Source organism: Pseudoalteromonas sp. Hal040 (assembly GCF_037162425.1).
In the GTDB taxonomy this organism is placed as follows: Bacteria; Pseudomonadota; Gammaproteobacteria; order Enterobacterales; family Alteromonadaceae; genus Pseudoalteromonas; species Pseudoalteromonas gelatinilytica.
On sequence record NZ_JARLUU010000001.1, the window covers coordinates 2,617,259 to 2,641,483 of the forward strand.

At 41.1% G+C, this 24,225-nt stretch carries 22 protein-coding genes and 1 pseudogene; 6 read left to right on the top strand and 17 right to left on the bottom strand.

The features are described 5' to 3' along the window. Nucleotides 1–109: 109 nt before the first annotated feature. From fliJ to P4S60_RS12160, 8 genes are all read right to left on the bottom strand, one after another. Nucleotides 110–565 (bottom strand): flagellar export protein FliJ, encoded by a 456-nt coding sequence (fliJ, locus tag P4S60_RS12125; protein WP_337116108.1) that lies wholly within the window; start codon nucleotides 563–565, stop codon nucleotides 110–112. Beyond that, complete coding sequence (gene fliI, locus P4S60_RS12130; RefSeq protein ID WP_337116109.1) at nucleotides 565–1,899, bottom strand: flagellar protein export ATPase FliI; 1,335 nt, start codon at nucleotides 1,897–1,899, stop codon at nucleotides 565–567. Before fliI ends, fliJ begins: the two co-directional genes overlap by 1 nt. Nucleotides 1,900–1,916: 17 nt before the next feature. After that, nucleotides 1,917–2,735: a flagellar assembly protein FliH gene (gene fliH, locus P4S60_RS12135; RefSeq protein WP_063706587.1), complete on the bottom strand. Its 819-nt coding sequence runs from the start codon at nucleotides 2,733–2,735 to the stop codon at nucleotides 1,917–1,919. A 3-nt stretch (nucleotides 2,736–2,738) separates the two neighbouring features. After that, nucleotides 2,739–3,779, bottom strand: a complete 1,041-nt coding sequence (fliG, locus tag P4S60_RS12140; RefSeq protein WP_063706585.1) for a flagellar motor switch protein FliG — start codon at nucleotides 3,777–3,779, stop codon at nucleotides 2,739–2,741. Beyond that, nucleotides 3,772–5,487 carry a flagellar basal-body MS-ring/collar protein FliF gene (fliF, locus tag P4S60_RS12145; RefSeq protein ID WP_119853495.1) on the bottom strand — a complete coding sequence of 572 codons (1,716 nt, stop codon included), beginning with the start codon at nucleotides 5,485–5,487 and terminating at the stop codon, nucleotides 3,772–3,774. The genes fliG and fliF overlap by 8 nt, the downstream gene beginning before the upstream one ends. A 20-nt stretch (nucleotides 5,488–5,507) precedes the next feature. Continuing rightward, nucleotides 5,508–5,840 carry a flagellar hook-basal body complex protein FliE gene (fliE, locus tag P4S60_RS12150; RefSeq protein WP_063706581.1) on the bottom strand — a complete coding sequence of 111 codons (333 nt, stop codon included), beginning with the start codon at nucleotides 5,838–5,840 and terminating at the stop codon, nucleotides 5,508–5,510. 170 nt (nucleotides 5,841–6,010) lie between these two features. After that, on the bottom strand, nucleotides 6,011–7,414 hold the full coding sequence (locus tag P4S60_RS12155; RefSeq protein WP_337116110.1) for a sigma-54-dependent transcriptional regulator: 1,404 nt from the start codon (nucleotides 7,412–7,414) through the stop codon (nucleotides 6,011–6,013). Further along, the gene (locus P4S60_RS12160) at nucleotides 7,411–8,523 is read right to left on the bottom strand and encodes a sensor histidine kinase (protein ID WP_337116111.1); all 1,113 of its coding nucleotides are present in this window, start codon (nucleotides 8,521–8,523) and stop codon (nucleotides 7,411–7,413) included. The genes P4S60_RS12155 and P4S60_RS12160 overlap by 4 nt, the downstream gene beginning before the upstream one ends. Nucleotides 8,524–8,651: 128 nt before the next feature. On the opposite strand from P4S60_RS12160, the gene P4S60_RS12165 reads away from it, so the two are divergent. Next, on the top strand, nucleotides 8,652–9,242 hold the full coding sequence (locus P4S60_RS12165) for a DNA-3-methyladenine glycosylase I (protein WP_188727167.1): 591 nt from the start codon (nucleotides 8,652–8,654) through the stop codon (nucleotides 9,240–9,242). Between the two features lie 28 nt (nucleotides 9,243–9,270). Here the strand turns inward: P4S60_RS12165 and P4S60_RS12170 are convergent, their stop codons facing one another. Further along, on the bottom strand, nucleotides 9,271–10,710 hold the full coding sequence (locus P4S60_RS12170; RefSeq protein ID WP_337116112.1) for a sigma-54 dependent transcriptional regulator: 1,440 nt from the start codon (nucleotides 10,708–10,710) through the stop codon (nucleotides 9,271–9,273). A gap of 142 nt (nucleotides 10,711–10,852) precedes the next feature. Continuing rightward, a complete protein-coding gene (locus P4S60_RS12175; RefSeq protein ID WP_188727164.1) occupies nucleotides 10,853–11,638 on the bottom strand; it encodes a flagellin N-terminal helical domain-containing protein in 786 nt (261 codons plus the stop codon). A gap of 193 nt (nucleotides 11,639–11,831) precedes the next feature. On the opposite strand from P4S60_RS12175, the gene pseB reads away from it, so the two are divergent. The 5 genes from pseB to P4S60_RS12200 are packed head-to-tail and all read left to right on the top strand — an operon-like array spanning nucleotide 11,832 to nucleotide 17,182. Further along, complete coding sequence (pseB, locus tag P4S60_RS12180) at nucleotides 11,832–12,833, top strand: UDP-N-acetylglucosamine 4,6-dehydratase (inverting) (RefSeq protein ID WP_063707199.1); 1,002 nt, start codon at nucleotides 11,832–11,834, stop codon at nucleotides 12,831–12,833. Between the two features lie 9 nt (nucleotides 12,834–12,842). Next, nucleotides 12,843–14,006 (top strand): UDP-4-amino-4,6-dideoxy-N-acetyl-beta-L-altrosamine transaminase, encoded by a 1,164-nt coding sequence (pseC, locus tag P4S60_RS12185; RefSeq protein WP_337116113.1) that lies wholly within the window; start codon nucleotides 12,843–12,845, stop codon nucleotides 14,004–14,006. Beyond that, a complete protein-coding gene (locus P4S60_RS12190) occupies nucleotides 14,003–14,887 on the top strand; it encodes an aldo/keto reductase (RefSeq protein ID WP_337116114.1) in 885 nt (294 codons plus the stop codon). The genes pseC and P4S60_RS12190 overlap by 4 nt, the downstream gene beginning before the upstream one ends. 60 nt (nucleotides 14,888–14,947) lie before the next feature. Then, nucleotides 14,948–16,096, top strand: a complete 1,149-nt coding sequence (locus P4S60_RS12195) for a Gfo/Idh/MocA family protein (RefSeq protein ID WP_337116115.1) — start codon at nucleotides 14,948–14,950, stop codon at nucleotides 16,094–16,096. Nucleotides 16,097–16,099: 3 nt separating this feature from the next. Further along, nucleotides 16,100–17,182 (top strand): FkbM family methyltransferase, encoded by a 1,083-nt coding sequence (locus tag P4S60_RS12200; protein ID WP_337116116.1) that lies wholly within the window; start codon nucleotides 16,100–16,102, stop codon nucleotides 17,180–17,182. Nucleotides 17,183–17,228: 46 nt separating this feature from the next. Here the strand turns inward: P4S60_RS12200 and P4S60_RS12205 are convergent, their stop codons facing one another. From P4S60_RS12205 to P4S60_RS12235, 7 genes and pseudogenes are all read right to left on the bottom strand, one after another. Next, complete coding sequence (locus P4S60_RS12205; protein ID WP_337116117.1) at nucleotides 17,229–18,737, bottom strand: class I adenylate-forming enzyme family protein; 1,509 nt, start codon at nucleotides 18,735–18,737, stop codon at nucleotides 17,229–17,231. Between the two features lie 4 nt (nucleotides 18,738–18,741). Next, the gene (gene pseG, locus P4S60_RS12210) at nucleotides 18,742–20,304 is read right to left on the bottom strand and encodes a UDP-2,4-diacetamido-2,4,6-trideoxy-beta-L-altropyranose hydrolase (protein ID WP_337116118.1); all 1,563 of its coding nucleotides are present in this window, start codon (nucleotides 20,302–20,304) and stop codon (nucleotides 18,742–18,744) included. Then, a complete protein-coding gene (locus P4S60_RS12215) occupies nucleotides 20,291–20,542 on the bottom strand; it encodes a phosphopantetheine-binding protein (protein ID WP_240701325.1) in 252 nt (83 codons plus the stop codon). The genes pseG and P4S60_RS12215 overlap by 14 nt, the downstream gene beginning before the upstream one ends. Before the next feature lie 5 nt (nucleotides 20,543–20,547). Beyond that, a pseudogene (pseI, locus tag P4S60_RS12220) lies at nucleotides 20,548–21,583 on the bottom strand (pseudaminic acid synthase). Between the two features lies 1 nt (nucleotide 21,584). Beyond that, nucleotides 21,585–22,355 carry a glycosyltransferase family protein gene (locus tag P4S60_RS12225; RefSeq protein WP_337116119.1) on the bottom strand — a complete coding sequence of 257 codons (771 nt, stop codon included), beginning with the start codon at nucleotides 22,353–22,355 and terminating at the stop codon, nucleotides 21,585–21,587. Between the two features lies 1 nt (nucleotide 22,356). Beyond that, the gene (locus P4S60_RS12230; protein WP_337116120.1) at nucleotides 22,357–22,845 is read right to left on the bottom strand and encodes a GNAT family N-acetyltransferase; all 489 of its coding nucleotides are present in this window, start codon (nucleotides 22,843–22,845) and stop codon (nucleotides 22,357–22,359) included. A gap of 1 nt (nucleotide 22,846) precedes the next feature. Next, the gene (locus P4S60_RS12235; RefSeq protein WP_063706552.1) at nucleotides 22,847–24,166 is read right to left on the bottom strand and encodes an aminotransferase class III-fold pyridoxal phosphate-dependent enzyme; all 1,320 of its coding nucleotides are present in this window, start codon (nucleotides 24,164–24,166) and stop codon (nucleotides 22,847–22,849) included. Nucleotides 24,167–24,225: the final 59 nt, after the last annotated feature.

A 24,225-nucleotide genomic window follows, 5' to 3' on the forward strand; every position in this document is an offset into this window, starting at 1 on the left:
TCACCTAACCTAGTAACCTAAAGAAATGAGGCAATTTGCCGCCGCAAGTGCCAAAATTAATGCTTCTGATTAAGCAAATGCAATTAACATGCCTAAAAAGGTTAGAATTTTAGAGAAGTGCGTTTTTAAGCTGACGCTGATAAAACTGATTTGAAGCAAATTCGTCTAACATTTTTTGCTCTGCTTTCGCCACCAGCATCGCTTGCTTTTCAGCTTGCTTTTCAATCAACTTTGCCACTGCTTTTGCTTTAACTTGTTGTTTTAACCACAAGGCTTTTCGTCGCGTAACAACCTGTTTTGCGGTATTCACAGTACTTGCTTGCTGGCGTATGGCTTCTTCAATTTTCGCGATAAACGCATGATATTGACTAAACCCGGCACTAGACAAACCAGAACGCCCTTTCAAATGTAACTGCTGAGAATACTCCATGCGAAAGTTATTCAACCCTTGCAGTTTTTGTTGATTACTTTGCAAGTGCTGCTGCGCTTTTAAGTAATCCATACGTAACGATTCTTCTTTATCGCTCTCAAGTTTTAACAATAAATCAAGTTTACTTTTAGCCATTAGCCTTGTCCTAATAACTGCGCAAGACCTTGCAGACCATCATCATAACTAATAACGTCTTTCATGCCTTGCTGAAGGAATTGATTGACTCGCGGCATCATATTGATTGCTTGATCGAGCATAGGGTCGGTGCCTTTTTGATAGGCCCCTAACGTGATCATGTCTTTGTTCTGTTGATACATTGAATACACTTGCTTAAGCACTCGGGCTTGTTGCATATGCGCTTCTGAAACAACCTGTGGCATAACACGTGAAATCGATTTTTCAATATCAATGGCTGGATAATGACCACTGTCGGCTAAATCTCGAGATAATACAATGTGACCATCTAAAATAGCGCGGGCCGAGTCAGCGATTGGGTCTTGCATATCATCGCCCTCACTAAGTACAGTGAAAAACGCTGTAATCGCACCTTGCCCTTCACCACCGTTACCGGCACGCTCCACCAGCGCAGGCAATTTAGCGAATACTGAAGGCGGGTAACCTTTGGTTGCCGGAGGCTCGCCAACCGCTAAGGCGATTTCACGTTGCGCCATGGCATAACGTGTAACAGAATCAAGTAATAACAATACGTTAAGACCTTGATCGCGAAAGTATTCTGCAATGGTCACTGCACTTTCACAGCCTTTTAAGCGCATTAATGGCGAAGCATCGGCAGGAGCTGCAACCACCACTGAGCGCTTACGACCTTCAACGCCAAGGATTTCTTCAATGAATTCTTTTACCTCACGGCCACGCTCACCCACAAGCCCTACCACGATCACATCCGCTTCAGATCCACGGGTCATCATCCCCAGTAACACTGACTTACCGACACCAGAGCCTGCAAACAGACCCATACGCTGGCCTTGACCTACGGTAATAACAGAATTGATGGCTCGTACACCCACGTCCATAGGCTGACTAATTGGTCGTCTTGCCAACGGGTTAATTGGGTTTTGCGCAAACTTTAGGTGATGCTCAGCATTAATGGCACCTAAGCCATCAAGTGGACGACCAAGACCATCCACCACTCGGCCAAGTAAGCTCATGCCAACGGGCAACCCGGTTTCGTTTATTTTTGGGATAACTCGCGCACCAGGCAGTACGCCAGAGATGTGATCATTTGGCATTAAATAAAGTGTTTGGTCGTTAAACCCCACAACTTCAGCATCAACAAAGCCGTTTATCGTCTCAATTTTACATTGACTGCCAACGGGCGCTCTAAGACCTTTTGCTTCCAGTGTTAAACCGACAACACGCGTCAGAATACCGGCAACAGCCGGTTTAGGAGCCTTGATATGTTTTTCATAGCGCTGTAAGCGTTCGCTAAGAGTCATTGATTGAGCACTCATGATGAGCCTAAAAAGTGTTAGATACCACTACTATGCAAAAAGTTTTCCAACGTTTCTTTGACGCGGGTTTTTATTGTCATATCGAGCGATGATTGCGGGGTTTTAATTTCACAACCACCACGCTCTAAGGTTGGCTCAGCCACTAACTGCCAATGGTTATCTGCAATGGTTTGTTCGCCATAACTTTCGGTAATTAAAGCGATGTCATCAGGATGTAAGTGAATACGTACTTTCGCTTGCTCTTCACCTAATGCGTCAATGGCTTGCTTTAATGCATGCAAAATAATCTCTGGGGAGGTTTTAATTTCTTGGTAAACTAAGACCTCTGTCAGCATCACTGCTAACTGCACTAACTGCTTCTCTGCACTTTCATCAACTTTTGACAATGGCTGAGATAAGCTATCAAGTAAGCTTCTTAACGTGGTTAGTTGCTCTTCTAAAATTGGCTTGATTTCTTCTTGGCCTTGTTCTTTACCAAGTTCAACGCCTTCTTTAAAGCCCGCTTCTTTACCTTCATGTGCGCCCTTTTCAAAGCCATCAATATAACCTTGTTCATGGCCTTGCTTTAACCCTTCTTCAAAGGCATCTTGACGAATTCGTTCAAGCTCTGCCATGGTTAATGCTGGGATCTCAGGCTCTTCAGGCTGTTCTTCAACCTGCTGTTTTTGCTGCTCTTTGCGGTATAAGTCAGCTAAAGGCGTGCCATACGCTGTAGAGCGCCCTGCCAGTTTTCGGGTATCTTGAGCAACATCAGGAATCGGCCAGTTTTCCAGTAATTCATCGACTGCTTCACTGGCATGCACAGGACGTCCGGTATGAAACGAAGGCTTAGTCATGGTTTACAGGAACTCCTCACCACCACCGCCACCAAGCATAATTTCGCCTGAGTCAGCTAAACGACGTGCCGTTGAAAGAATTTCTTTTTGTGCTGCTTCTACTTCACTAATACGAACAGGGCCCATCGCCTCTAAATCATCAGCAAGTAGCTCTGCGGCACGTTTCGACATATTGCCCAAGATTTTCTCTTTCAGAGCTTCATCTGTACCTTTGATTGCTTTCATCAGTACATCTTGCTGTACTTCGCGCAGGATCGCTTGGATACCACGGTCTTCAACGTCCATTAAGTTCTCAAATACAAACATAAGGTCTTGGATTTGCTGCGACATTTCTTCATCGTGTTCACGGATTGAATCCATTAACTGACCTTCGATATTGGTATCTAGGTAGTTCATGATATCAGCAGCCGCTTTTAAGCCGCCCATTTTCGCAGCTTGCGCACCTGCTTGGCCTGCGAACTGTTTCTCCATGATTTCGTTCAGCTCTTGCAATGCTGCAGGTTGAACTTCTTCAAGGTTAGCAATACGCATGGTTAAATCTAAGCGCACTTTTTCTGGGAATTGCGACAAGATTTCAGCTGATTGCTCAGGCTCTAAATAGGATAAAACAATGGTTTGAATCTGCGGGTGCTCATTACGAATAATATTCGCTACTTGTTTTGAGTCCATCCACTTCAATGAATCAAGACCTTTCGCTCCTGAGCCCATAACAATTTGGTCGATAAGGCTGGCAGCCTTATCTTCACCAAGTGCTGCAGTAAGCGCTTTTTTGATAAAGTCTTCAGATTGGAAACCAATGGTACTGAAGCTTTGAATTTGCTCAATAAACAAATTATGTACTGCGCTAATTTTCGCTTGCGATAAATCATCTAGCGCAGCCATTGCCATACCCACTTTTTGCACTTGCTTTGGCTCTAAGTGTTTAAGGATTTGCGCAGCATCTTCTTCTGACAAGCTCAGCAATAAGATTGCAGCCTTATCAACACCGTCTAATTTATCAACATCAAACGCCGGTGGTAGTTGTTTTTGTTCTTGATCAGTCATCTTCTGTTAACCACGCTTTCACTACTTGAGAAGACAGTTCTGGTTCATTTGCAACCAATGCTCGAACTGCTTTGAGTAAATCTTCATCGCCATGTAAGTCTGGCAGCTGTAGTGTACCATCACTTGAGAATCCTACAGCAGCAGAGTCAAATTCTTTATTTAGCATATCTAGCGTACTATCACCAATATCTACACCTGCACTTAATGCATCTTCATCATAATCTTCAAGTGTATCGTCTGGGTAGATTAGACGTTTCAGCATTGGTCTTACTACGAATACAATCAGTACGATGATTACCAGTGCACCTAATGCTAAGCGTAGCATCTTCATGAACCAATCTTGTTCCCAAAGCGGCACTTCGGCTGCCATTTCTGTGTCTTCGCGAACAAATGGCACTGTGACAACTTCAAGTGCATCACCACGTTGCATGTCAAAGCCTACACCACCTTGTAGTAAACGACGGATATTTGACAATGCTTCAACAGAGCGAGGAACCATGGTCGTTTCACCGTTTTCACCTACTTGTGGTACATAATCAACGGCAACTGACACACTGATACGACGAATAACCCCTGTTTGCTGACGTTTATGTGAGATTGTTGTATCTAGCTCGTAGTTGCGTGTTGCTTCTTTATGCGAACGACTAGGATTCGTTGCTGAACCCGCACTGCCTTGGCCTGCAATTTCAGGAATATTAGAATTTACTGGCGGCTGATTTGTGAGTGCTCCTGGAATACCCACAGCAAGACCACCAATGTTATTTTCTTCGAATGTCGTTTCACTGCGCACAGCAGGTAGGTCTGGGTTATAACGTTTTTGTGTTTCTTCTACGGCGCTAAAATCCATATTTAAATCAACTTGCGCTGTATAGTTACCTAAGCCCACAACAGGAATAAGGATGCTGTCGATTTTATTTAAGTATTCTTCTTCACGTTTACGCTCAATTTCATATTCTTTGCGAGAGCGAGCAGCAAGTGAATTTTGTGAACCTGAGTTAAGTAAGCGACCATTTTGGTCAGTTACAGTAACGCGCTCTGGCGATAAACCTTGCACCGCTGATGCAACAATATCAACCACTGAGTCAATTTCTTCACCATCAAGTGTACGACCACGTTTTAAGGTCAATACAACAGTTGCTGAAGGTTGCTTTTCACGGCGAGCAAAGACGTTTTCTTTTGGAATAGCTAAAAGCACTTTGGCGCGAGTAACATTTTTTAGCTCTTCGATGGTACGCGCAAGCTGTTGCTCACGACCATGTTTTAAACGTTCACGTTCAAGGCGTTGGCTTACACCAAAACCCATATCTTGCATGATGATGTCAGTACCTGAGCTTGGCGCTTGCTCTAGGCCTTCACGAGCCATCAATAATTTAATGTTTTGGTATTCACCTTCTTCAACAGAGATGACATTACCATCAAGTTCGTAATCAATCTTTTGTGCGTCTAAAAAGTCCAGCGTTTGAATAAGCTCTTCCGTTGGCATTTTACCAAGCGGACGCATATCTGGCTGACGAGCCCAGATAATAATAAAAATTGCGATAGCCAAACATATTGCCAAAGCAATCACTAAAGTAACCTGGCGTAAAACGTCTACACCGTTTAAGGCACTTAAGTAGCCTGACTTTTGCTCTTGTTGATCATCGGTATCGTTTGAATCGATACCACCGCCGGCTAAGGCTAGATCAGTTGATTGATTAGATTGCGCCACAATAATTCTCCACTACCTAGTTAAACAGGCATGTTCATGATTTCTTTATAAGCTTCAACAAGCTTATTTCGAACCTGTACTGTTGCTTCAAAAGCGACTGATGACTTTTGCGAAGCAATCATAACGTCAGCAAGAGAAACACTGCGGTCGCCCATTTCCATTGCCGTTACTTTTTGTTTTGCTTCTTGTTGTAAGCCATTCACTGTATCAAGTGCATTGGTAAGTAAATCACCAAACTGTGCCGATGATGTTGGCTGAGTTTGTGTTGGTAAATTATTAATTGAGTTACTACGACCTGCTTCTAAGGCCATAGATTGCATTTCTTGAAATAATGCGCTGTTTTGAACTTTCATAATACTCTCTGACAATGCAGTTTACTTATGCACTCATAAAGCACAAATCATGCCACAAAATAAACCCTTATATATCAACAGTTTAACTTGTTTATTTTGTTTGTCAGAGTTTTGACAGCAAACAAGCTCACAAAAATGTGAGCTTGCTTAACTAACTTTTTGGTGGGAGTTTATGCAGGTAAGGCAATACCCAAGTCACGCATTTGCGCCAATTTATAACGTAACGTGCGCGGACTAATACCTAAGGTTTCTGCAACCTCTTTACGCTTACCATTACAGCGCGCTAAGGTTTCTAAAATAATACGATGTTCTTTGTCTTTAAGCTCGTCTTTGTAGTTACCCTGCTCACTCATTTGTGGCACAGTATCTAGATTAACCTCAACAGGCTGTTCTTGATAGGCCGGTGCATTGTGTGGTGGCGTAGCGACTGGCTTTATATCCACCGTGAGCAACTCTTCAATAAAGACATCATCTTGATGAATACTGTTACCATCACATAATATCAACGCACGTTGAATAACATTATCAAGCTCGCGCACATTGCCCGGCCAAGCATGCGCTAACAGCTTTTGCTGAGCTCCTTCGGTTAACAGCGCAATGGGCTCTTTACTTTTCAAACAATGACGCTCAATTAAATGCTCGGCCAATACAATAATGTCACCCGGACGCTCTGCTAATGGTTTCCACATGAGTGGGAACACATTTAAGCGATAATATAAATCTTCTCTGAACAGGTTTTCGCTCACCGCTTCTTTTAAGTCGCGATTACTTGTAGCCAGTACGCGTACATCAAGCTCTATGGTTTTACGGCCACCTAAACGTTCTACTTCACGCTCTTGCAGTACACGCAGTAATTTAGCTTGTAAGCCTAAATCCATCTCCGTAATTTCATCAAGTAAGATGGTACCACCTTGAGCTTGCTCAAATTTACCAGGACAGGCTTGAATAGCACCGGTAAATGCCCCTTTCTCATAGCCAAATAAGGTTGCTTCAAGCATATTTTCAGGAATAGCAGCACAGTTAATAGCCACAAAGGGGGCATCGCTACGGTTTGATTTGTCGTGGATAAAACGAGCTAAAACCTCTTTACCTGACCCACTTGGGCCAAGCACCATAACACTGGCATCTGAGCGCGCTACTTTACTGGCAAGTTCTAATAACTTAATGCTCGATGGATCGGCAACAATTGGGCCATCGGTTTCTTTTTCCTTTTCAGGCAAATAACGACTCACCATGTTAAGAAGCACTTCTGGGGCAAACGGTTTTGCCATGTAATCAATCGCGCCTAAACGCATTGCCTCTACAGCATCATCAATGGTGGCATAGGCTGTCATCATTAATACCGGCAACTCAGGATAATTAAGTTTAATGCTTCGTAACAGGTCAAGGCCGCTCATTGCGCCCATTTGCACGTCACTAACAACCAATGAATAGCTATTTTGCTTAAGTAAGATCATCGCTTGTTCAGCGCTATCTGCAGCAACGCAATCAATACCCGACATTTCAAGGGTATCGATCAGTGCTTCTCGTAAGCCTGCGTCGTCTTCAACGACTAAAATAGAGTTAGTATTCATTTTGCCTCCGCTGACATTGGTTCTGCACTAATTGGCAAGATCAAACTAAAACATGCTCCCCCATGAGCATTATTAGTTACTTCAACCCGTCCTTGGTGCGCATTGGCGACTGAACTTACAACAGCAAGTCCAAGCCCCGTGCCTTGGCTTTTGGTAGTAAAAAAAGGTTCGAATAATTTGTTGGCATGGCGTAAATCAACACCTGGGCCATTATCACTGACACTGATGCGAACACTGTTTACGCTAGTTTCGTCACGTTCAGCACTCAGGGTTACCACAGCCTCAGAGCCAATAATTTGAATACTGTTGTGGATCAGGTTTTGAATAGCACTTGCCAGAGCTGTTTTATTACCCACAATTTCAATATCTGGCTCTGGTAAGTTCACGCTTAGTTCACTGTTATTTTGCGCAACCATCGCATCAGCACCCGCTTTTACTTCATTAAGTAACTGTTGCATTGAAACGCTTTCGACCACTTGTTGCTCACCACTTTTGGCAAATAACAGCATATCGTTCACTTGGGTTTCTAAATCTTTTAAACGCGACATTAATTTTGTATGAAAGTTACCACGCGAGCTTTCTGGCAATCGCTTTGAGCCTAAATTTGCGGCATAAAGCATGGCAGCTGATAACGGTGTTCTGACCTGATGAGCAAGCGAAGCAACCATTTTGCCAAGCGCACTTAAGCGCTGCATATGTGCAACTCGCTTTTGTAAACGTCTGGTTTCAGTTAAATCTGTCATTAGAATTAACTGTCCTGGCTCTGGAGCAAGCGCAGTAATATCAAGCTTAATTAAACGGCCATCTTTAAGTGATACTTCATGTCCATCGTCTTGCTTTGGTCGAAATGAGCGTTGAATAACGCTAAACCACTTTTCACCTTCAAGGGGTTCACCTAGCATATCAATGGCAATTTGATTGGCTTTTGCGATCATGCCTCGGCCATCTAACACCACCACTCCCGCAGGCATGGTATCAACCAAATGGCCTAACCAACTGGCTTGTTGGCGCAGCTCACTCAATTCACCCACATACTCTTCTTGCTGTAGGCATGGGTTATATTGTTTGGCTGTGATAAATTGTGGTTTCAGGACATTTGCTAAGGCCATAATCGATACTCAAAAAATCGTGTCTACCTAGCTAAATGCACAATCCGTACCAAATTTATTTTTGTTTTATTTCAATAAATTAAAGACAAAAAAAACACTGACAAAAAAATGACAATCGCGAGGGAATAATGCAAAAAGAACACCATTGTCGTTGCCCATGGCTCGATACCAGCAAAGAAGATTATGTGGCCTATCATGACCAAGAATGGGGGGTGCCATTATATGATGATCACCGCTTATTTGAGTTTATAACCTTAGAGTCAGCACAAGCTGGACTGAGTTGGTATACCATACTTAAAAAGCGTGATGGCTATCGCAGTGCCTTCAAAAATTTTGTTGTTGAAGAAGTTGCCAAAATGACCGAAGACGACGTCGAAAGGTTAATGCAGTTTGAAGGCATTATTCGTAATCGCGCTAAAATCGCTGCCACTATCAATAACGCGCGACGTTTTATTGAAATTCAAAAGGAGTTTGGCAGTTTCTCAAACTACCAATGGCAGTTTGTGGGTGGCAAGCCACTGGTAAACGACCTCGATAAACTAGCGGACTATCCGGCTATTACTGAAGCCTCAACAGCATTTGCCAAAGATTTAAAAAAGCGTGGCTTTAAATTTTTAGGCCCAACGACTGTGTATGCGCATATGCAAGCCTGCGGTATGGTCAATGACCATAGCAATGATTGCTTTAGAAAAGCTGAGATAATCAGTGAATACGAATAGATAAAACCGAGCAAGACACCTAACGCGGCTAGTCGCGCGTTAGGTTGTATTTCTTCATTTTTTCGACCAGTGTGGTGCGTCTTACACCTAAAATTTCTGCAGCACGTGCAACAACATAATCGTAGCGCTCTAATGCTTGGCTGATTAAACTGATTTCAAGCTCAGCAAGATACTCTTTAAGCTCAATGCCTTCATCAGGTAATAAACCTGAGTCTACCGTTGTTGCTGGGGTATCAAGCTCTTCCTCATCATAATCACTAAAACCGGTACTGAAAATATCGTTGAAAGCATCTCGCTCCATCAATTCTTCAGGGTACTCAGGCTCATAAGCCTCAACTTCAATATAACGATATTTAGCTGGTAGGTCTGGCACATCAACCACTTTATCAGGGAACATGATCACCATGCGCTCAACTAAGTTAGCAAGCTCACGAATATTCCCCGGCCACGCATGCTCTTTTAAGCTTTGAATCGCACGTTCAGTGAATTTGGCCGTTGTGCCACTTTGCTCGTTCACACGACGCATTAACTCTTTTAACAGCAGAGGAATGTCGTCAGCACGCTCACTTAGCGAAGGGTTTTCAATTGGAAACACGTTTAAACGATAAAAAAGGTCTTCACGGAAGTCGCCTTTTTCAATCATGTCTTCAAGGTTGCGGTGAGTTGCAGCAATAATGCGTACATCAGCTTGAATAGGCTTAGTACCCCCTACTCGCTCATAGCTTCGCTCTTGCAACACACGTAGTAGTTTAACCTGCATTTGCAGAGGCATATCACCTATTTCATCTAGAAACAGCGTGCCGCCTTGCGCTAATTCAAAACGCCCTTTTCGCGCTGATATTGCGCCCGTAAAGGCCCCCTTTTCATGACCAAATAACTCACTTTCAAGTAGTTCACCAGGAATAGCACCACAGTTTACCGGCACAAATGGCCCGGTATTGCGTTTAGAGAGTAAATGAACGTTACGTGCAACAACTTCTTTACCTGTGCCTGACTCACCTAAGATCAGCACATTTGCATCGGTTTTTGCTACTTGCTCAATTAAAAAGCGCACATCTTTTACAGCTTCGGTTTCACCGACTAAACCATCAAATGATTTGTTGGATTTAGCTTGTTTATGGTCACCCGGTAGCATGCGCTGATATTGCTGACAATCATGCAATAGCTGAGTAGTTACGTCATGGTTAAACGGCTCACAAATTAAACCAACTACATTAGCAATGCTTAGTAACGGTTTGAGTGTTTCACCAATTAATAAAAACGGAATGGCAGGAAACTGTTTGATCACAGCCTCGTGGTTTAGCTGCTGTAAAGCACCAAGAATGACCATGCATTCTTGCTGTTGATGTTTTTCACAAAAAGACTGTAATGAAGTCTCATCAACTAATTGTGCAGTTTCACCAATGAAGGTAAGTGCTGCATGTAAACCTATCGCACGATTATTATTATTGTCTAAAATTAAGATCATTATTTGCGAACCACAGTTACCACGAGGTTAGTTAATTTCTAAATTGTAAGCGAGTTTAGGAGGGATGCAAGCGCTAAGCGGCAATTTATTGACATCAACGCCAAAAAATAGTCACTTAGCACTAAAATTTAATACTAAAGAATTAAAGTAAACCTAATATAGACTCGGCTGAACGATTAGCCTGACCACGTAAGGCAACCGATGCTTGCGATAAAATATCATTAGCTACTTGATCAGACACGGCTTTTGCATAGTCAGTATCTTCTATTCGGCTTTGGCTCGCAGCAATGTTCTCTCGCTGGTTACCTAAACCTTTTATCGTACTCGTCAAGGTATTTTGAAAAGCGCCTAGCTCAGCTCTTTGGGTGTTAATTTCCTCTGCTGCTTGGTCGCTAATATCAATTGCAGCTTGAGCACCTGCTTGGGTTGAAATATCGATTCCCGCAATAACTGAAGCAATACTACCATCAGATGGCGTCACTGATTGTGTGGTGTTGGCATCAGGACCAACTTGAAACGACACTTGCTCACCATCAAATAAAGGTTTACCACCGAATGTCGCATTTTCAAACGTTTCTGAAATTTGCGTTTGTAATTGCGACACTTCTTCTTGAAGTGCTGCTCTGTCATTATCTGTGAGCGCACCATTTCCCGCTTGAATAGACAGCTCTCGTATGCGAGAAACAGCATCATTCACACCAGATAGATTTGACTCTGTTACTTGCGAGTAAGAGATGCCATCGTACGCATTGTTAATTGCTTGGCTATAGCCATCTTGTTGCGATGTTAATCTATCAATAATTTGCAATGCAGCGGCATCATCTGCCGCTGAGTTTACTTTTTTTCCTGACGCTAGTTGCTCAGCAAGCTTATTACTCGTTTGCTGAGTTTGATTTAAAAACCCAGTATTGGGTGATTGAATTTTCATGGCGGCCTCCGACAAACCGATTGCTTAAATTATAGCTTAATTTGCCAAATTTTGTACTTTGTACCATGGTTTAGATAAATTAACTTGGCATCTGACTTGCTAGTGTATTAGTTAATAGTTAAATTACTGAGAATTGTGTCAAAATTCTCACTTTGCGTATCAAACGCCAATGAAAAATAACTCGGGTAACGCTATGTTCGACAATAAAACAATTTTAATTACCGGTGGTACCGGTTCATTCGGTAAAAAATACGTCAAAACGCTACTAGAACGTTATAAACCTAAGAAGATTATTATCTTCTCACGGGACGAACTAAAACAGTTTGAAATGCAGCAAGAGTTTGACCAACCGTGTATGCGATACTTCATTGGCGATGTTCGTGATAAAGAAAGACTTCGTCGAGCTATGCGTGGCGTAAACTATGTGATTCACGCAGCAGCATTAAAACAAGTACCTGCCGCTGAATACAACCCAATGGAATGTATCAAAACCAATATTAATGGTGCTGAAAACGTCATTGATGCTGCCCTTGATAATAACGTAGAAAAAGTCATTGCACTGTCAACTGATAAAGCCGCGAACCCTATCAATTTATATGGTGCGACTAAACTTGCATCAGACAAATTATTTGTTGCTGCAAACAATATTGCTGGCGGCCATAAAACAACCTTTGCTGTCGTAAGATACGGTAACGTAGTATGTTCGCGTGGCTCTGTTGTGCCTATTTTCCAAAAGTTTATCGACCAAGGTCGCGACCATATACCAATTACTCATGAAGAAATGACTCGCTTCTGGATTAGCCTGCAACAAGGTGTTGATTTTGTTCTAACTAACTTTGAGCGTATGTTAGGTGGAGAGATTTTCGTGCCGAAGATCCCTTCAATTCGTATTACTGATCTTGCCAAAGCCATGGCGCCTGACTTACCAATTAAAATAATTGGTATTCGCCCAGGTGAAAAGTTACACGAAGTTATGTGTCCTGCCGACTTATGCTTTGAAACATACGAATATAGCGATCATTTTGTTATCGCTCCGGGCATAAAATTCAGTAGTCGTAGCAATGATTTTACTGTGAATGCACTGGGTGAAAAAGGTGAGCAAGTTGCTCAAGGTTTCGAGTATAACTCACTCGATAACCCAGATTATATGAGCATTGAAGAAATTAAAAACTTCAACGTCCAAGCGTTACTGTAATACTTCATTATGACGAATAAGGTAATTCCTTACGGCAAACAAAGTATTTCACAGGATGACATCAATGCCGTAATTGATGTATTAAAGTCTGACTGGCTAACGCAGGGACCTGCTGTTCCGGCATTTGAAAGTGCCATTGCAGAATATTGTGGTGCTCACTATGCCTGTGCCACTAACAGTGCGACTTCAGCGTTACATATTGCTTGCCTTGCTTTAGGCGTAGGTAAAGGTGACATTATATGGACGTCGCCAATCTCCTTTGTCGCATCGAGTAATTGCGCGCTGTATTGTGGCGCAGACATCGATTTTGTTGATATCGACCTTGAAACAGGCAATATGTCTGTTGCAGCGCTTCAAGAAAAACTAACGTTAGCCAAACAAAACCAGCGACTCCCTAAAGTCGTGATCCCTGTTCATTTAGCTGGTCAGTCATGCGATATGGCTGCAATCAATGCACTTGCCAAAGAGTATGGTTTTAAGGTTATTGAAGATGCCTCGCATGCTATTGGCGCAAAGTATAAAGACCAGCCTGTTGGCAGCTGTGTTTATTCAGATATTACTGTGTTTAGCTTTCATCCAGTCAAGATAATTACATCTGCTGAAGGGGGTATGGCGGTTACCAACTGCGCTGAACTCAACAAAAAAATGAGCCGCTTGCGAAGCCATGGTATTACTAATATTCCTGAAGAAATGACCGAGCCAAGTCACGGCCCTTGGTATTATCAACAACTAGCGCTTGGTTTTAATTATAGAATGACTGATATGCAAGCCGCTTTAGGACTGAGTCAGTTAAAGCAGCTAGAAAACTTTGTATCAGTGCGAAACGACATTGCAACAACATATAACCATGCATTTGCAAATTCAGCGGTAGCTCATTTAACACAATCGGATGATTGTTACTCTAGCTACCATTTATATATTGTTCGTTTAACACAGTGTGATGTAGAAAAACATAAGTCGGTCATCACAGGCATGCGAGAGCAAGGAATTATTGCTCACTTGCATTATATACCGATCCATTTACAGCCTTATTATCAAGCTTTAGGCTTTTCGGACGGTGATTTCCCTAATGCAGAAAGCTACTACAAACAGGCTGTTACTATTCCTCTGCACCCAACTATGACAGCAGATGAGCAGCAATTCGTTATCGATACATTGATTGGTTTAGTATGAAGCTTGCTCTAGGTACAGTGCAATTTGGCTTAAATTACGGTGTCAGTAATAAGCGTGGTCAACCAAGCATTGCCAAGGCTCATGCCATTTTAGATATTGCAAAAGACGCAGGCATTACAACACTAGATACCGCACTTGGTTACGGCGAAAGTCACCAAGTGTTAGCATCCTATCCTTCGATTAATGACCGCTTTAACATAGTTACTAAGTTACCTCCTCTACAAAAAGAGCAATTTTCTAATCAGGATGCAGATAATTACATTGCATTAATTGAGCAATGTTTTTCAGATTTTAAAACTCAAAAACTAAACGCAATCCTATTTCACCAAGCAAGCGACATTGAGAAACAAGGTGTAGCGCCCGTTTTAGCGTGTTTAAAACAACGACAATTAGAAAATCAACTAGCGAGTAAAGGGGTTTCTTTGTATTCAGGTGCAGAGGTGGATAGCTTCACACAGTTGAGCGAAATTAACCTTGTGCAAATACCTTATAATGCATTTGATACCTACTTTAAAGACACTGGCGCTCTTTCATTACTAAGTAAAAACAACACTCAAGTGCACGCTAGATCTTGTTTTTTACAAGGCTTGTTATTAATGCCCATCAATGAGTTAGCTAGTTACTTTAAACCTTGGAAGCAAGATTTAGAATCATTTCATCAGTTAGCGCAGCATCTTGGTGTATCGGCACTAACACTCTGCCTTGCATATACTTTAAAAGAAGATGAAATAGATAAAATAGTTGTCGGTGTGAACTCAGAGTCTGAGTTAGAGCAAATTTTAGAGGCCTATCAAAGCAGCATCAAAATCTCTCACGACGTGCTCAAAGAAATGACGGTTAATGATCCAAGACTCACCAATCCAGCAAATTGGCAACTATAAATAGTTTAGAAAAATGATTGATTGCCGATAAATGGCTATGATCAAAAAAGGCAGATAAATATGAATGACAACAATAAACAATTAAAACTTGCCTTTATTGGCGGTGGCAATAACTCAGCTGTAGGCTATGTTCACTTCGCCGCAAGTCAACTCGATAACAAGTTTGCAGTAGTTGCAGGTGCCTTTTCAAGAACCCCCGATGAAAATAGTGCAACAGCGCAGAGATGGGGAGTTTCAGAAAAGCATTTATACAACGATTGGCAAGAGCTTGTAGAGCAAGAGAAAAACCATGTTGATGCATTTGTTATACTGACACCAACCCCCCATCATATTGAGGTAATAACCACGCTTCTAAAGGCGAATTTACCGATCATTTGCGAAAAAGCACTTGTTACCGGCCCTGCAGAAGTCGCTGAAATTGAAGCCTGCTACGATAAAAATAAACACTTTCTAGCTGTTACATACAACTACAGTGGCTATGCGATGGTCAGAGAGTTGAAACACCTAGTAAAGCAAGGTGCACTTGGCACTATCCAAAAAATTCACCTTGAAATGCCACAAGAGGGATTCAGAAGGCCACCAGATATTGCAGGGAAACCATCGATGCCGCAGGCATGGCGTTTAAAAGATTTTGAAGTGCCAACCATTTGCTTGGATTTAGGGGTGCATTTACACCACTTATCAACATACTTACTTGAAATGGAGCCAACAGAAACAATCGCACAATTTACTAACCATTCTCAATACCCTAATTTAATTGATGATGTAAATATGTTGCTGAACTACCCAAATAACATAAAGGGTAGTATGTGGATGTCAAAAACGGCTATTGGCCACCGCAATGGACTTCAAATCAGAATATACGGTGATAAAGGAAGCGCGCGTTGGTTCCAACTAAACCCTGATGAATTAGAGTTAAACTACAATGACGGTCGCAGAGAAATCTTAGATAGAGCCGGACAGTGTGAGTATGCTAATCAATTTAGATATAACCGAATGAAGCCAGGTCACCCAACAGGATTTGTTGAAGCCTTTTCTAATTTATATACAGATATTTACGAAGAACTTTGCTGTTACTTAGCTGGTACAGACAAAAAAAATGACTATGTATTTGGCTTAGAGCAAGCAAAAGACGGCTTGAACTTATTTAAAGCAGCGCAAGAATCAGTCGAGTCAGCGCAATGGATAAAGCTTAACAGAGGTAATTAAATTATGATGAATAACCTTCCTATAGCAATCTATGGCGCCGGTGGTAATGGGCAAAAAATCTATCATGCACTTTCAGAACATGGAATTAAAATAGAATTTTTTGTCGATTTATACACGCAAGAAACTGAGTACCAGGGCTGTCCAATTTACAAACCTGACAATATTGCCAATAAAAATGTAACCATGCTTGTATCGGTATCTTGTACAAGTGAAGCTATTAAGCAGGATCTAATTGGAATGGGTGTTCAAGAATGCCTAAACATGAATGAAATCATTAATAGCTACCCATATGTTTTAGAACGTTTTATTTCAAAGGATTACCGAGCAAAACTAATCTCTAGCACACAGAACGACAAAGAACAGTTAGCTTGGCTTAAAGAAAGACTAAGCGATGATGAGAGCAAAAAGTGTCTTGATGATATCATCGCATTTCGTAGCTCCCCCTCTAGTGAAAGCTATGTTGAAAACGACTGGCAAACCCAATACTTTCCACCTTGGTTACTGAAACTTCCTCTTTGGAAAAATGGGATTAACTTTATTGATTGCGGTTCATATATCGGCGATACACTTGCAAGTGCAGCACAAGTATTAAAAGAAGCAGATATACAGTTAAACACAATGCAGTGTTTTGAACCTGATCCAAAGAACTTCCACTTATTAAACAAAACAGCGAAAGAATTAGTCTCTCAAGGTATTAAGACTTATTTATTTCCATGTGGTGTATGGGAAGAAAATACAATATTGAGCTTCAGTGCAGACCTTTCACAAGGCAAGTTTGCTGACTCACAGCAAATCACAGACAACAATCTACTTCTGCCTGTTATAGCGTTAGATGATACCAGCATAGCCTCTGCGGTTAATTTCATTAAAATGGATATCGAGGGCGCAGAGCCGCATGCATTGAAGGGCGCAAAAGAAATTATAACGCACCAATCCCCGCTACTCGCTATTTCCGTCTATCATGAGCCTGCTCATCTTTGGCAAATAGCTCAGCAAATTGAAAGCTATAACCCTAATTATGAGTACAAACTTCATTGTCATGGCGATTTCGGTCTAGAGATAATACTGTACGCAATTCCAAAATAAAAAACTTTATAAAGCAGCCTTTATAGGCTGCTTTGCCAACTTATGGCTATTGCGAATACTTTTCTTTGACCAACTGACGAAGAATTTTGCCTAAACTACTTCTTTCAAAACTATCAATCTGCTCTAACACTCTAGGCTGTTGATAATCGGTTAATTGCTGTAAACACAGTTTCTTTAATTCTGTTTCATTTACTGACGCCGAAAACGTCGTATAAACAACTTTTATTACCTCACCAAACTGAGAGTCTGGAATTGAAAAAGCCACGCAATCTTCAATGTCAGGATGCATTTTTATCACGGCTTCTATATCTTGAGGGTATACATTGATCCCCCCACTTGAGATCAACTCTTTTTTACGGCCGACATAATATAAATAGCCTTGCTCATCGAGGTAACCTAAATCTCCGGTTTTGAAAAAATCACCAAGATAATAAGCTTCTCGCGTTTTTTCCGGTAATTTATGATACCCGCTAAACCCGGTTGTTGTTTTACAACAAATTTCTCCAACTTCAGTTGCAGATAATTCTTGGCCATGCTCATCGGTAATTTTCACAGTCACAAATGGTAAAGCATTGCCTACACTGCCGCTCAATTCAGGGTGTTCTGATACCGCGAAATCAGTCACAACACCAACCTCTGAAGCTCCGTAACACTCGTGTAAACGGCAACTAAGCAAAGAAAGTAAGCTTTGTTTACTCTCTTTATCTAATACCGCCGAAGAGGATACTAGGCAGCGTAAAGAGCTCAAGTCATGCCCTTCAACACCGTTTTGAATTAAGCTTACTAATTGAGATGAAACGGCAAATAGAAAACTCACTTGGTGCAGTTCAATTGCTTGTAGCCATAGCTTCAAATTAAACTTTGGTAATACAACCGTTGTTGCACCAAGCATCAACGGCATGAGCACACCACGCTGAGCTAGCGAGTGGTACATAGGAGTCGCTACGAGAATAACGTCATCGGACGTTAATCCGTAGTAGTTTATGGTCGCATCAAATGCTCTATTTACTTTACATGCTTGGCTCAACACTATTGGCTTAGGTTGACCAGTAGAACCAGAAGTCATGGTTAAGATGTAAGGTGCTTGCGTATCAATCGCATCGGTAAAAAAGCATTCTGCTTCAGCTTGTTGAACACAAAGCCAATTTGTTTCATTAGCAACACTTTGGCCTAATGTTATTAAATTTTCAGCTTCAATAAGATTATCTGCAAGAAGTGATTTGCTAATGGTCGGCCAAGCAATCACCTTAGCAACAGGGGTCTTCTTAAGAGCAACGGTCAGAGCAAGCCCTTTTAAGCTAACAGGTAACGGCACTGCGGCTAAACCTAACTTAGCGATTGCCAGCAGCGAAACAATAAATTCAATACCGTTAGGTGCAAATATAGCAACACGTTGGCCTTGCGTAACACCTTGTTTTAAAAAATGGCTAGTAAGCTTAATAACTTGCTGATTTAATTCATCATACGTTACGCTTTGCTGTTGAAAGACAACAGCTACCTTAGTGGGAGTGTTAGCGACATTCGTAGCAAATAACTCATAAATACCTTTATCCACCTACTCACCCTTTTCCTACAAAATTAAAATCATCAATCGAAGCATTTGGAAATAAATGTTGGGTCACTGCCATTTTTTTCGCATCCCCTGCAATAGATTTAAATCCTGCTCGCTGATTAAGCAAATTTACAAACTTATTTTCTTTATTAATAACGGCTACCCACATTGCACCTGGGTATGTTTGCTCAGTCTCTTTTAGTTGCCAATCTAATACTAGTTGAGCATGGGCAAAATTAACATCGTCACTTGCTGCAAACCAGCCACCAATTAAATAATTTTGCTGTTCTATTTCATACAATTGATGCCAAACGTAAAGTAACGGCTTGCCTTTAACTTCCATAACATAAGAATCGCGTCGATTAGTAAACCACCAGCAATAATGATCAAGTTGATCGATATCTTTTGTGATCGTCATTCGCCAAGCATTGTTCGGTAAGTTTCTCGCTGCCAAATAGCGGTTTATGTCCTGATCAACCACTCGCCTTAACGTGATTGTGTCGGTTAAATGTTGATACTGGCTTTCAATTAAGTTGCTATTGGCTTGAGTAATCTGGCTAGAAGCAAGTTCTGAAGTAATTAACTTAGCAACACGACTTGCACCTTCGCCATCAATTTTTACAGCAACGTTTTCACGCATTAGGTGGATACGTTCTATATTTTGTAGCATTGCTAAAATAAGTTTTAAAACCTGTTCTGGCGGATAGTCAATTAAGTTTGCGATATGAAAATAATGCCCCAAATCATCTAATGCAGCTTGTTGATTTTCTTGATTCTTTGCGATTGAGAACGTTAACGCAGGGGTTTTAGTCGCAGCCAGCTCATACAAGGACGTGCCTAAAGCGCCAACAAACAAGGTACAGCTTTTATAGTAGTTTGCTAAACAACTAGGTGCTTCAATTAAATTTAATTGCGAGTGACCTAAAGCTAACTCATGTAGCTGAGTAACGGATGTAGCATTAGGGCCTATAATTAGATTAACTTTATACTCTGGCGCTGTTTCAAGAATTAATCGTATGATTTCAGTAAGCTCTTTCCAATCGCCACCACCGCCGAGAGAAAACATAAGCTCTTTATTTGAGCGCTCTGTTTGCACGCAGTTTCGATAAGCCCTAGACAGCATCGAAAAATCAGGACCAAGTAAAAGGTGTTGTGATTCAAGTGCAGTACTTTGATAACGTGACGAAGTCTTTTCAGCATTCCATTTACTATCGATAACCAGCTCTGCTAAATGCTCTCTTTCAAGATCATCAACCGCAATAATCGATGGCACATGTTTAGCCATCTTTGATTCCCATTCAATATCAAAACGATAGCTATCAATAATTAATTTATCAATAATGAGCTGTTGCTCGTTGAAAAGCTGAACACAGTTAGCCGCATCTTCTATCTGTGTTTTTGCATAGGGTAATAAATGTATATTCCCGAGTTCTTTAGTTAAATGATGCGACAATTGTGTATCGACTAAAAAAACAACTTCTTCACCTAAACATTGCAACTCTAACGCGAGCCATTTACAACGCATAAAGTGACCCAAGCCACATAGTGTATCGACTCTAATTGCTATCATTTAACTTCACTAACGCAGTCGCTAAATTTCCTACTTTTGCATTTTCACTGTCGACCATTAACTCTGGAGGAACAGCAATACCATATTCGGTTTCTAAGCTCATTATAAGGCTCAGTATCTCAAATGAGTCTAACGCTCCCGCAGCTACAAAGTCATATTCAGCAATGTCAGCATCTTCAACAAATACACCGCGTTCTAATAAAAATTGCTGAACCGATTGAATTAAATCTTGTTTCATATCGCTCACTTTAGGTCACTCCAAGACAATTGAGTGCCACAACGTAATTCTTTATTAACTGTTCGCCCAATAAGGCTTGGCAGCTCTTTTGGCATAATTTCGCCGCCCCAGGACGCATTTGTCTTAAATGCTCAGGGCTCAGCTGCTCTCCAGCTTTAATATCTTTAATAATGTAAACACAGCGACGTGCTTTTGAAGCAACGGATGGGTAATCGACTTTGCCCAGTGCGTTTTCAATTTGTCTCACACCATGAACAAGGGCCTGAAGCTCCGATGGCGTCATTGAAAAAAGCTATCTGCAGTATTGTCTGTTTTGTCTAATACAAAGTGCTTTTCTATCATGCATGCACCGACGGCAACTGAAGCCAGTGGCACATCATTTCCCAGTGTGTGATCAGATAAACCAACCGGACATTCAAAAGCCTGTTGCATATGAGGGATAGTTCGCAAATTAATAGTCTCTGCAGGAGCAGGATAAGTGCTTGTACACTTCATCAATGCAAGTTCAGTAACACCCGCATCTTCTGCGACTTTTACCGCCTCAGCAATTTCAACTAACGTCGCACCACCTGTAGACATAATTACGGGTTTACCAGTAGCGGCAACATCACGAATTAATTGGTGGTCAATTAGTTCAGGTGAAGCAATTTTATAGGCTGGAGCATCTAATTGTGCTAATAAATCGACTGCCGATTTATCGAATGGTGATGAAAAACAAGTAAGTCCAAGTTTTGCTGATAGTTCAAACAGTTCCGAATGAAAATCCCAAGGCATATAAGCTGTCTTGTATAAATCATGTAAGTATTGACCTTGCCATGGACCCGTCGCTTCAAAGTGCGGAAGTTTACAATCCATGGTTAAAGTATCTGCGGTATAAGTTTGTAGCTTAATCGCATCAGCACCGGCTTCATGAGCAGCATGAACTAACTCTTTAGCTTTATTTAAACATTGACCATGGTTAGCTGACATTTCAGCGATGATATAACAAGAGTGATCGTGTCCTACCCATGTATCATCTATTTTAAATTCTTTCTTAAACATATTACCCAACTTGAACTTGTTCTACGTGCTCATTGATCTTAAGTATATCAGGATGAGAGCTTAGCATTTGTTTTAATTCATCAAATGTGAAATCAGTACGGTAATCGAATAAGCTATAAATGGCATTAATTAACTCATAATCAGCTGGCTCATCTAAAGTTAAACGCCAATGACTAAAATCATCAACGTTCTTATAGTCAGCCACTTTCATATTTCTGCAAATATATTGCGTCATATGTTCTTTTTCAAAATCTTCTGTTGCACATTCAAAGGCTGATTTAAGCGCCTCAAAAGTAAACACTTCTGTATCAAAGCCATTAGGGAAACCACAGTGAGGGCCAGCCGAAATATAATCATACTCACTGCGCACACTATAGAAGTGGTCTATAACACGTGCGGTTTCAGTTAAATCAATGAGAGGACAATCACTGGTACAACGAACAATCACAGTATCTGAGTTTGCATTTACAGACTGTGCAGCTAGGTAATAGCGACTTAATACATTGTTAGTGTCACCTTCAACGTATTTCACACCCAGTCGTTCACACAACTCAGTGATCGGTCGTTGAGTGCCATCATCTGTTGTCGCGATAATGATCTTCTCTTTAAAAGGAGCCAATCTTTCAAGCATCACTTCTAATACAGGCTTTGTTCCAAGAGGCAGCATTACCTTTTTAGGTAAACGAGATGACGTCATTCTAGCTTGAATTACAATATAAAAATCGTTGTTCAGAAGCTTTGAAACAAGCTGTTCAGTAAAAGTATTCAACAACTTAAAACTCCCATAACATTGTTAGACCGCCATCATTTCGACCATCATCTACAACTTTAAAACCTATTTTATAATAAGCCGAAACGGCAGCAGTATTAGCTGAGTCAACACCAAGCTGCATTTTAGTAATACCTAATTGCTGCTTTGCATGGCTTGCAAAACATTCAATTACTTCCTTTGCAACCCCTTTGCCATGCCATGCTTTTTCACCAATCAGAATACCCATTTCAACACAATCGCGGCTTTTTCCTTTGATGATAAACTTAATATTTCCAATATGCTCATCAGTATCAAGAGTAAAAATGCCATAAAAATACACATCTTTATCTGCAAGCTGCTCTTCAATATATGCAACAAGGCCACTGTTAGACTCTGGTTTATTTAGGATGAATTCGCTAACACCTGAATTCAACCAGTTTAAATACTTAGCCGAAGCATCCGCTGCTTCTAAGTATCTTAGTTTAAACCTATCTGAAGTCAGTAAGTTCATCTTAATTCAGCCTTTTGAAGCCCGAGGTTGATGGAATAACATGTGCCAGTAACTCTGGGTTTTCAATCGCATCGGCTATGGCCGAAAACGCATTATCAACCGCTTTTAAATAAGTCTCAACGTGGTGCTCTTTATGCGCATACATGCAGTAAAACATATTTGTTGCTAATACACCTTGCTCTAACATTTTCTCAATAAAGTAAGATTTAAGCGTCAAAAAGTTTTCATTCTTTAAACTAAAGTGGCAAAGGGCATCAATACCAGAAACATGAATTTCAAGGCCATGCTTTTGTGCTAAACTTAGCCAGCCATCCTTAATTTTTGCACCGATTACGGCTAGATGCTCATGGACTTGGTGTTGCTCGTAATAGTTGATCGTTGCTAATGCAGCTGTAGGCCCTACTCGTTCAGTCCACATAGTGCTAGATATAAAACTAGTTTGTGCTGCATCCATCCATTTAGACTTGCCTATGACGGCAGCCATAGCATAGCCATTAGCCATTGCCTTAGAAAAAACTGCAATATCAGGATTAATACCCAGCTTCAAATGCGATCCGCCACAGTTGATCCTAAAGCCCATAGATATTTCATCAATAATTAATGGGATATTTAATCGTGCTGCAATGGCCTCAACTTGCTGCCAGTATTCTTCAGATGGGGCAAAGTTTCTCATTGGCTCCATCACGATAGCAGCAAGCTCTTCACCATTTTCAGCAACTAACTGCTCTAGCGCTTCGATATCATTAAAAGGAAAAGGGAGTGCTGTTCCTGCTAGCGCTTTTGGAACACCTTTAGGTGAAAGGCCAGGAATTAAATGGTCGTTAAGATTACTATTACTTGTAACATTGGCTGATAAGTACCAATCATGCCATCCATGATAACCACTAAAAGCAATTTTATCTTTACCTGTTGCTGCTCGTGCAATACGCACTGCGACAGTCATTGCTTCACCGCCACAACGGGCATATCTAACTTCTTCAGACCAAGGGTGTAATTCTAATAACTTCTCAGCAAGCTCAACATCCTCAGGGCAATTTAAGCTAGAACTAACCCCATTGCGAATAGAGTTAATAACCGCATCATCAACTTCATCTACCGCATAACCTAGAATATTTGCACCGATACCCGAAATAGACATATCGAGGTACTCATTACCATCAAGATCCCAAACTTGGCATCCTTTTGATTTAGAAAAATACCCAGGCCAAATATTAGTACTAAACATATCTGGGCGCTTAGAAAGCAATTGGGTTAATCCTGGGATGATACTTTTTGCCCTTTTTTGAAGAGCAATGCTGCTTGTTGTTTTTTTTGCGGTCATAATCTTAAATTCTTCTACTGAAGGGAGTGTATTATCCATTTGATATATTCAAACATTTG

What these genes read in the sequence shown, in the direction of transcription:
- fliJ (WP_337116108.1), bottom strand. Translation starts at nt 565, where the DNA reads ATGGCTAAAAGTAAACTTGATTTATTGTTAAAACTTGAGAGCGATAAA.
- fliI (WP_337116109.1), bottom strand. Translation starts at nt 1,899, where the DNA reads ATGAGTGCTCAATCAATGACTCTTAGCGAACGCTTACAGCGCTATGAA.
- fliH (WP_063706587.1), bottom strand. Translation starts at nt 2,735, where the DNA reads ATGACTAAGCCTTCGTTTCATACCGGACGTCCTGTGCATGCCAGTGAA.
- fliG (WP_063706585.1), bottom strand. Translation starts at nt 3,779, where the DNA reads ATGACTGATCAAGAACAAAAACAACTACCACCGGCGTTTGATGTTGAT.
- fliE (WP_063706581.1), bottom strand. Translation starts at nt 5,840, where the DNA reads ATGAAAGTTCAAAACAGCGCATTATTTCAAGAAATGCAATCTATGGCC.
- P4S60_RS12155 (WP_337116110.1), bottom strand. Translation starts at nt 7,414, where the DNA reads ATGAATACTAACTCTATTTTAGTCGTTGAAGACGACGCAGGCTTACGA.
- P4S60_RS12160 (WP_337116111.1), bottom strand. Translation starts at nt 8,523, where the DNA reads ATGGCCTTAGCAAATGTCCTGAAACCACAATTTATCACAGCCAAACAA.
- P4S60_RS12165 (WP_188727167.1), top strand. Translation starts at nt 8,652, where the DNA reads ATGCAAAAAGAACACCATTGTCGTTGCCCATGGCTCGATACCAGCAAA.
- P4S60_RS12170 (WP_337116112.1), bottom strand. Translation starts at nt 10,710, where the DNA reads ATGATCTTAATTTTAGACAATAATAATAATCGTGCGATAGGTTTACAT.
- P4S60_RS12175 (WP_188727164.1), bottom strand. Translation starts at nt 11,638, where the DNA reads ATGAAAATTCAATCACCCAATACTGGGTTTTTAAATCAAACTCAGCAA.
- pseB (WP_063707199.1), top strand. Translation starts at nt 11,832, where the DNA reads ATGTTCGACAATAAAACAATTTTAATTACCGGTGGTACCGGTTCATTC.
- pseC (WP_337116113.1), top strand. Translation starts at nt 12,843, where the DNA reads ATGACGAATAAGGTAATTCCTTACGGCAAACAAAGTATTTCACAGGAT.
- P4S60_RS12190 (WP_337116114.1), top strand. Translation starts at nt 14,003, where the DNA reads ATGAAGCTTGCTCTAGGTACAGTGCAATTTGGCTTAAATTACGGTGTC.
- P4S60_RS12195 (WP_337116115.1), top strand. Translation starts at nt 14,948, where the DNA reads ATGAATGACAACAATAAACAATTAAAACTTGCCTTTATTGGCGGTGGC.
- P4S60_RS12200 (WP_337116116.1), top strand. Translation starts at nt 16,100, where the DNA reads ATGATGAATAACCTTCCTATAGCAATCTATGGCGCCGGTGGTAATGGG.
- pseG (WP_337116118.1), bottom strand. Translation starts at nt 20,304, where the DNA reads ATGATAGCAATTAGAGTCGATACACTATGTGGCTTGGGTCACTTTATG.
- P4S60_RS12215 (WP_240701325.1), bottom strand. Translation starts at nt 20,542, where the DNA reads ATGAAACAAGATTTAATTCAATCGGTTCAGCAATTTTTATTAGAACGC.
- P4S60_RS12230 (WP_337116120.1), bottom strand. Translation starts at nt 22,845, where the DNA reads ATGAACTTACTGACTTCAGATAGGTTTAAACTAAGATACTTAGAAGCA.
- P4S60_RS12235 (WP_063706552.1), bottom strand. Translation starts at nt 24,166, where the DNA reads ATGACCGCAAAAAAAACAACAAGCAGCATTGCTCTTCAAAAAAGGGCA.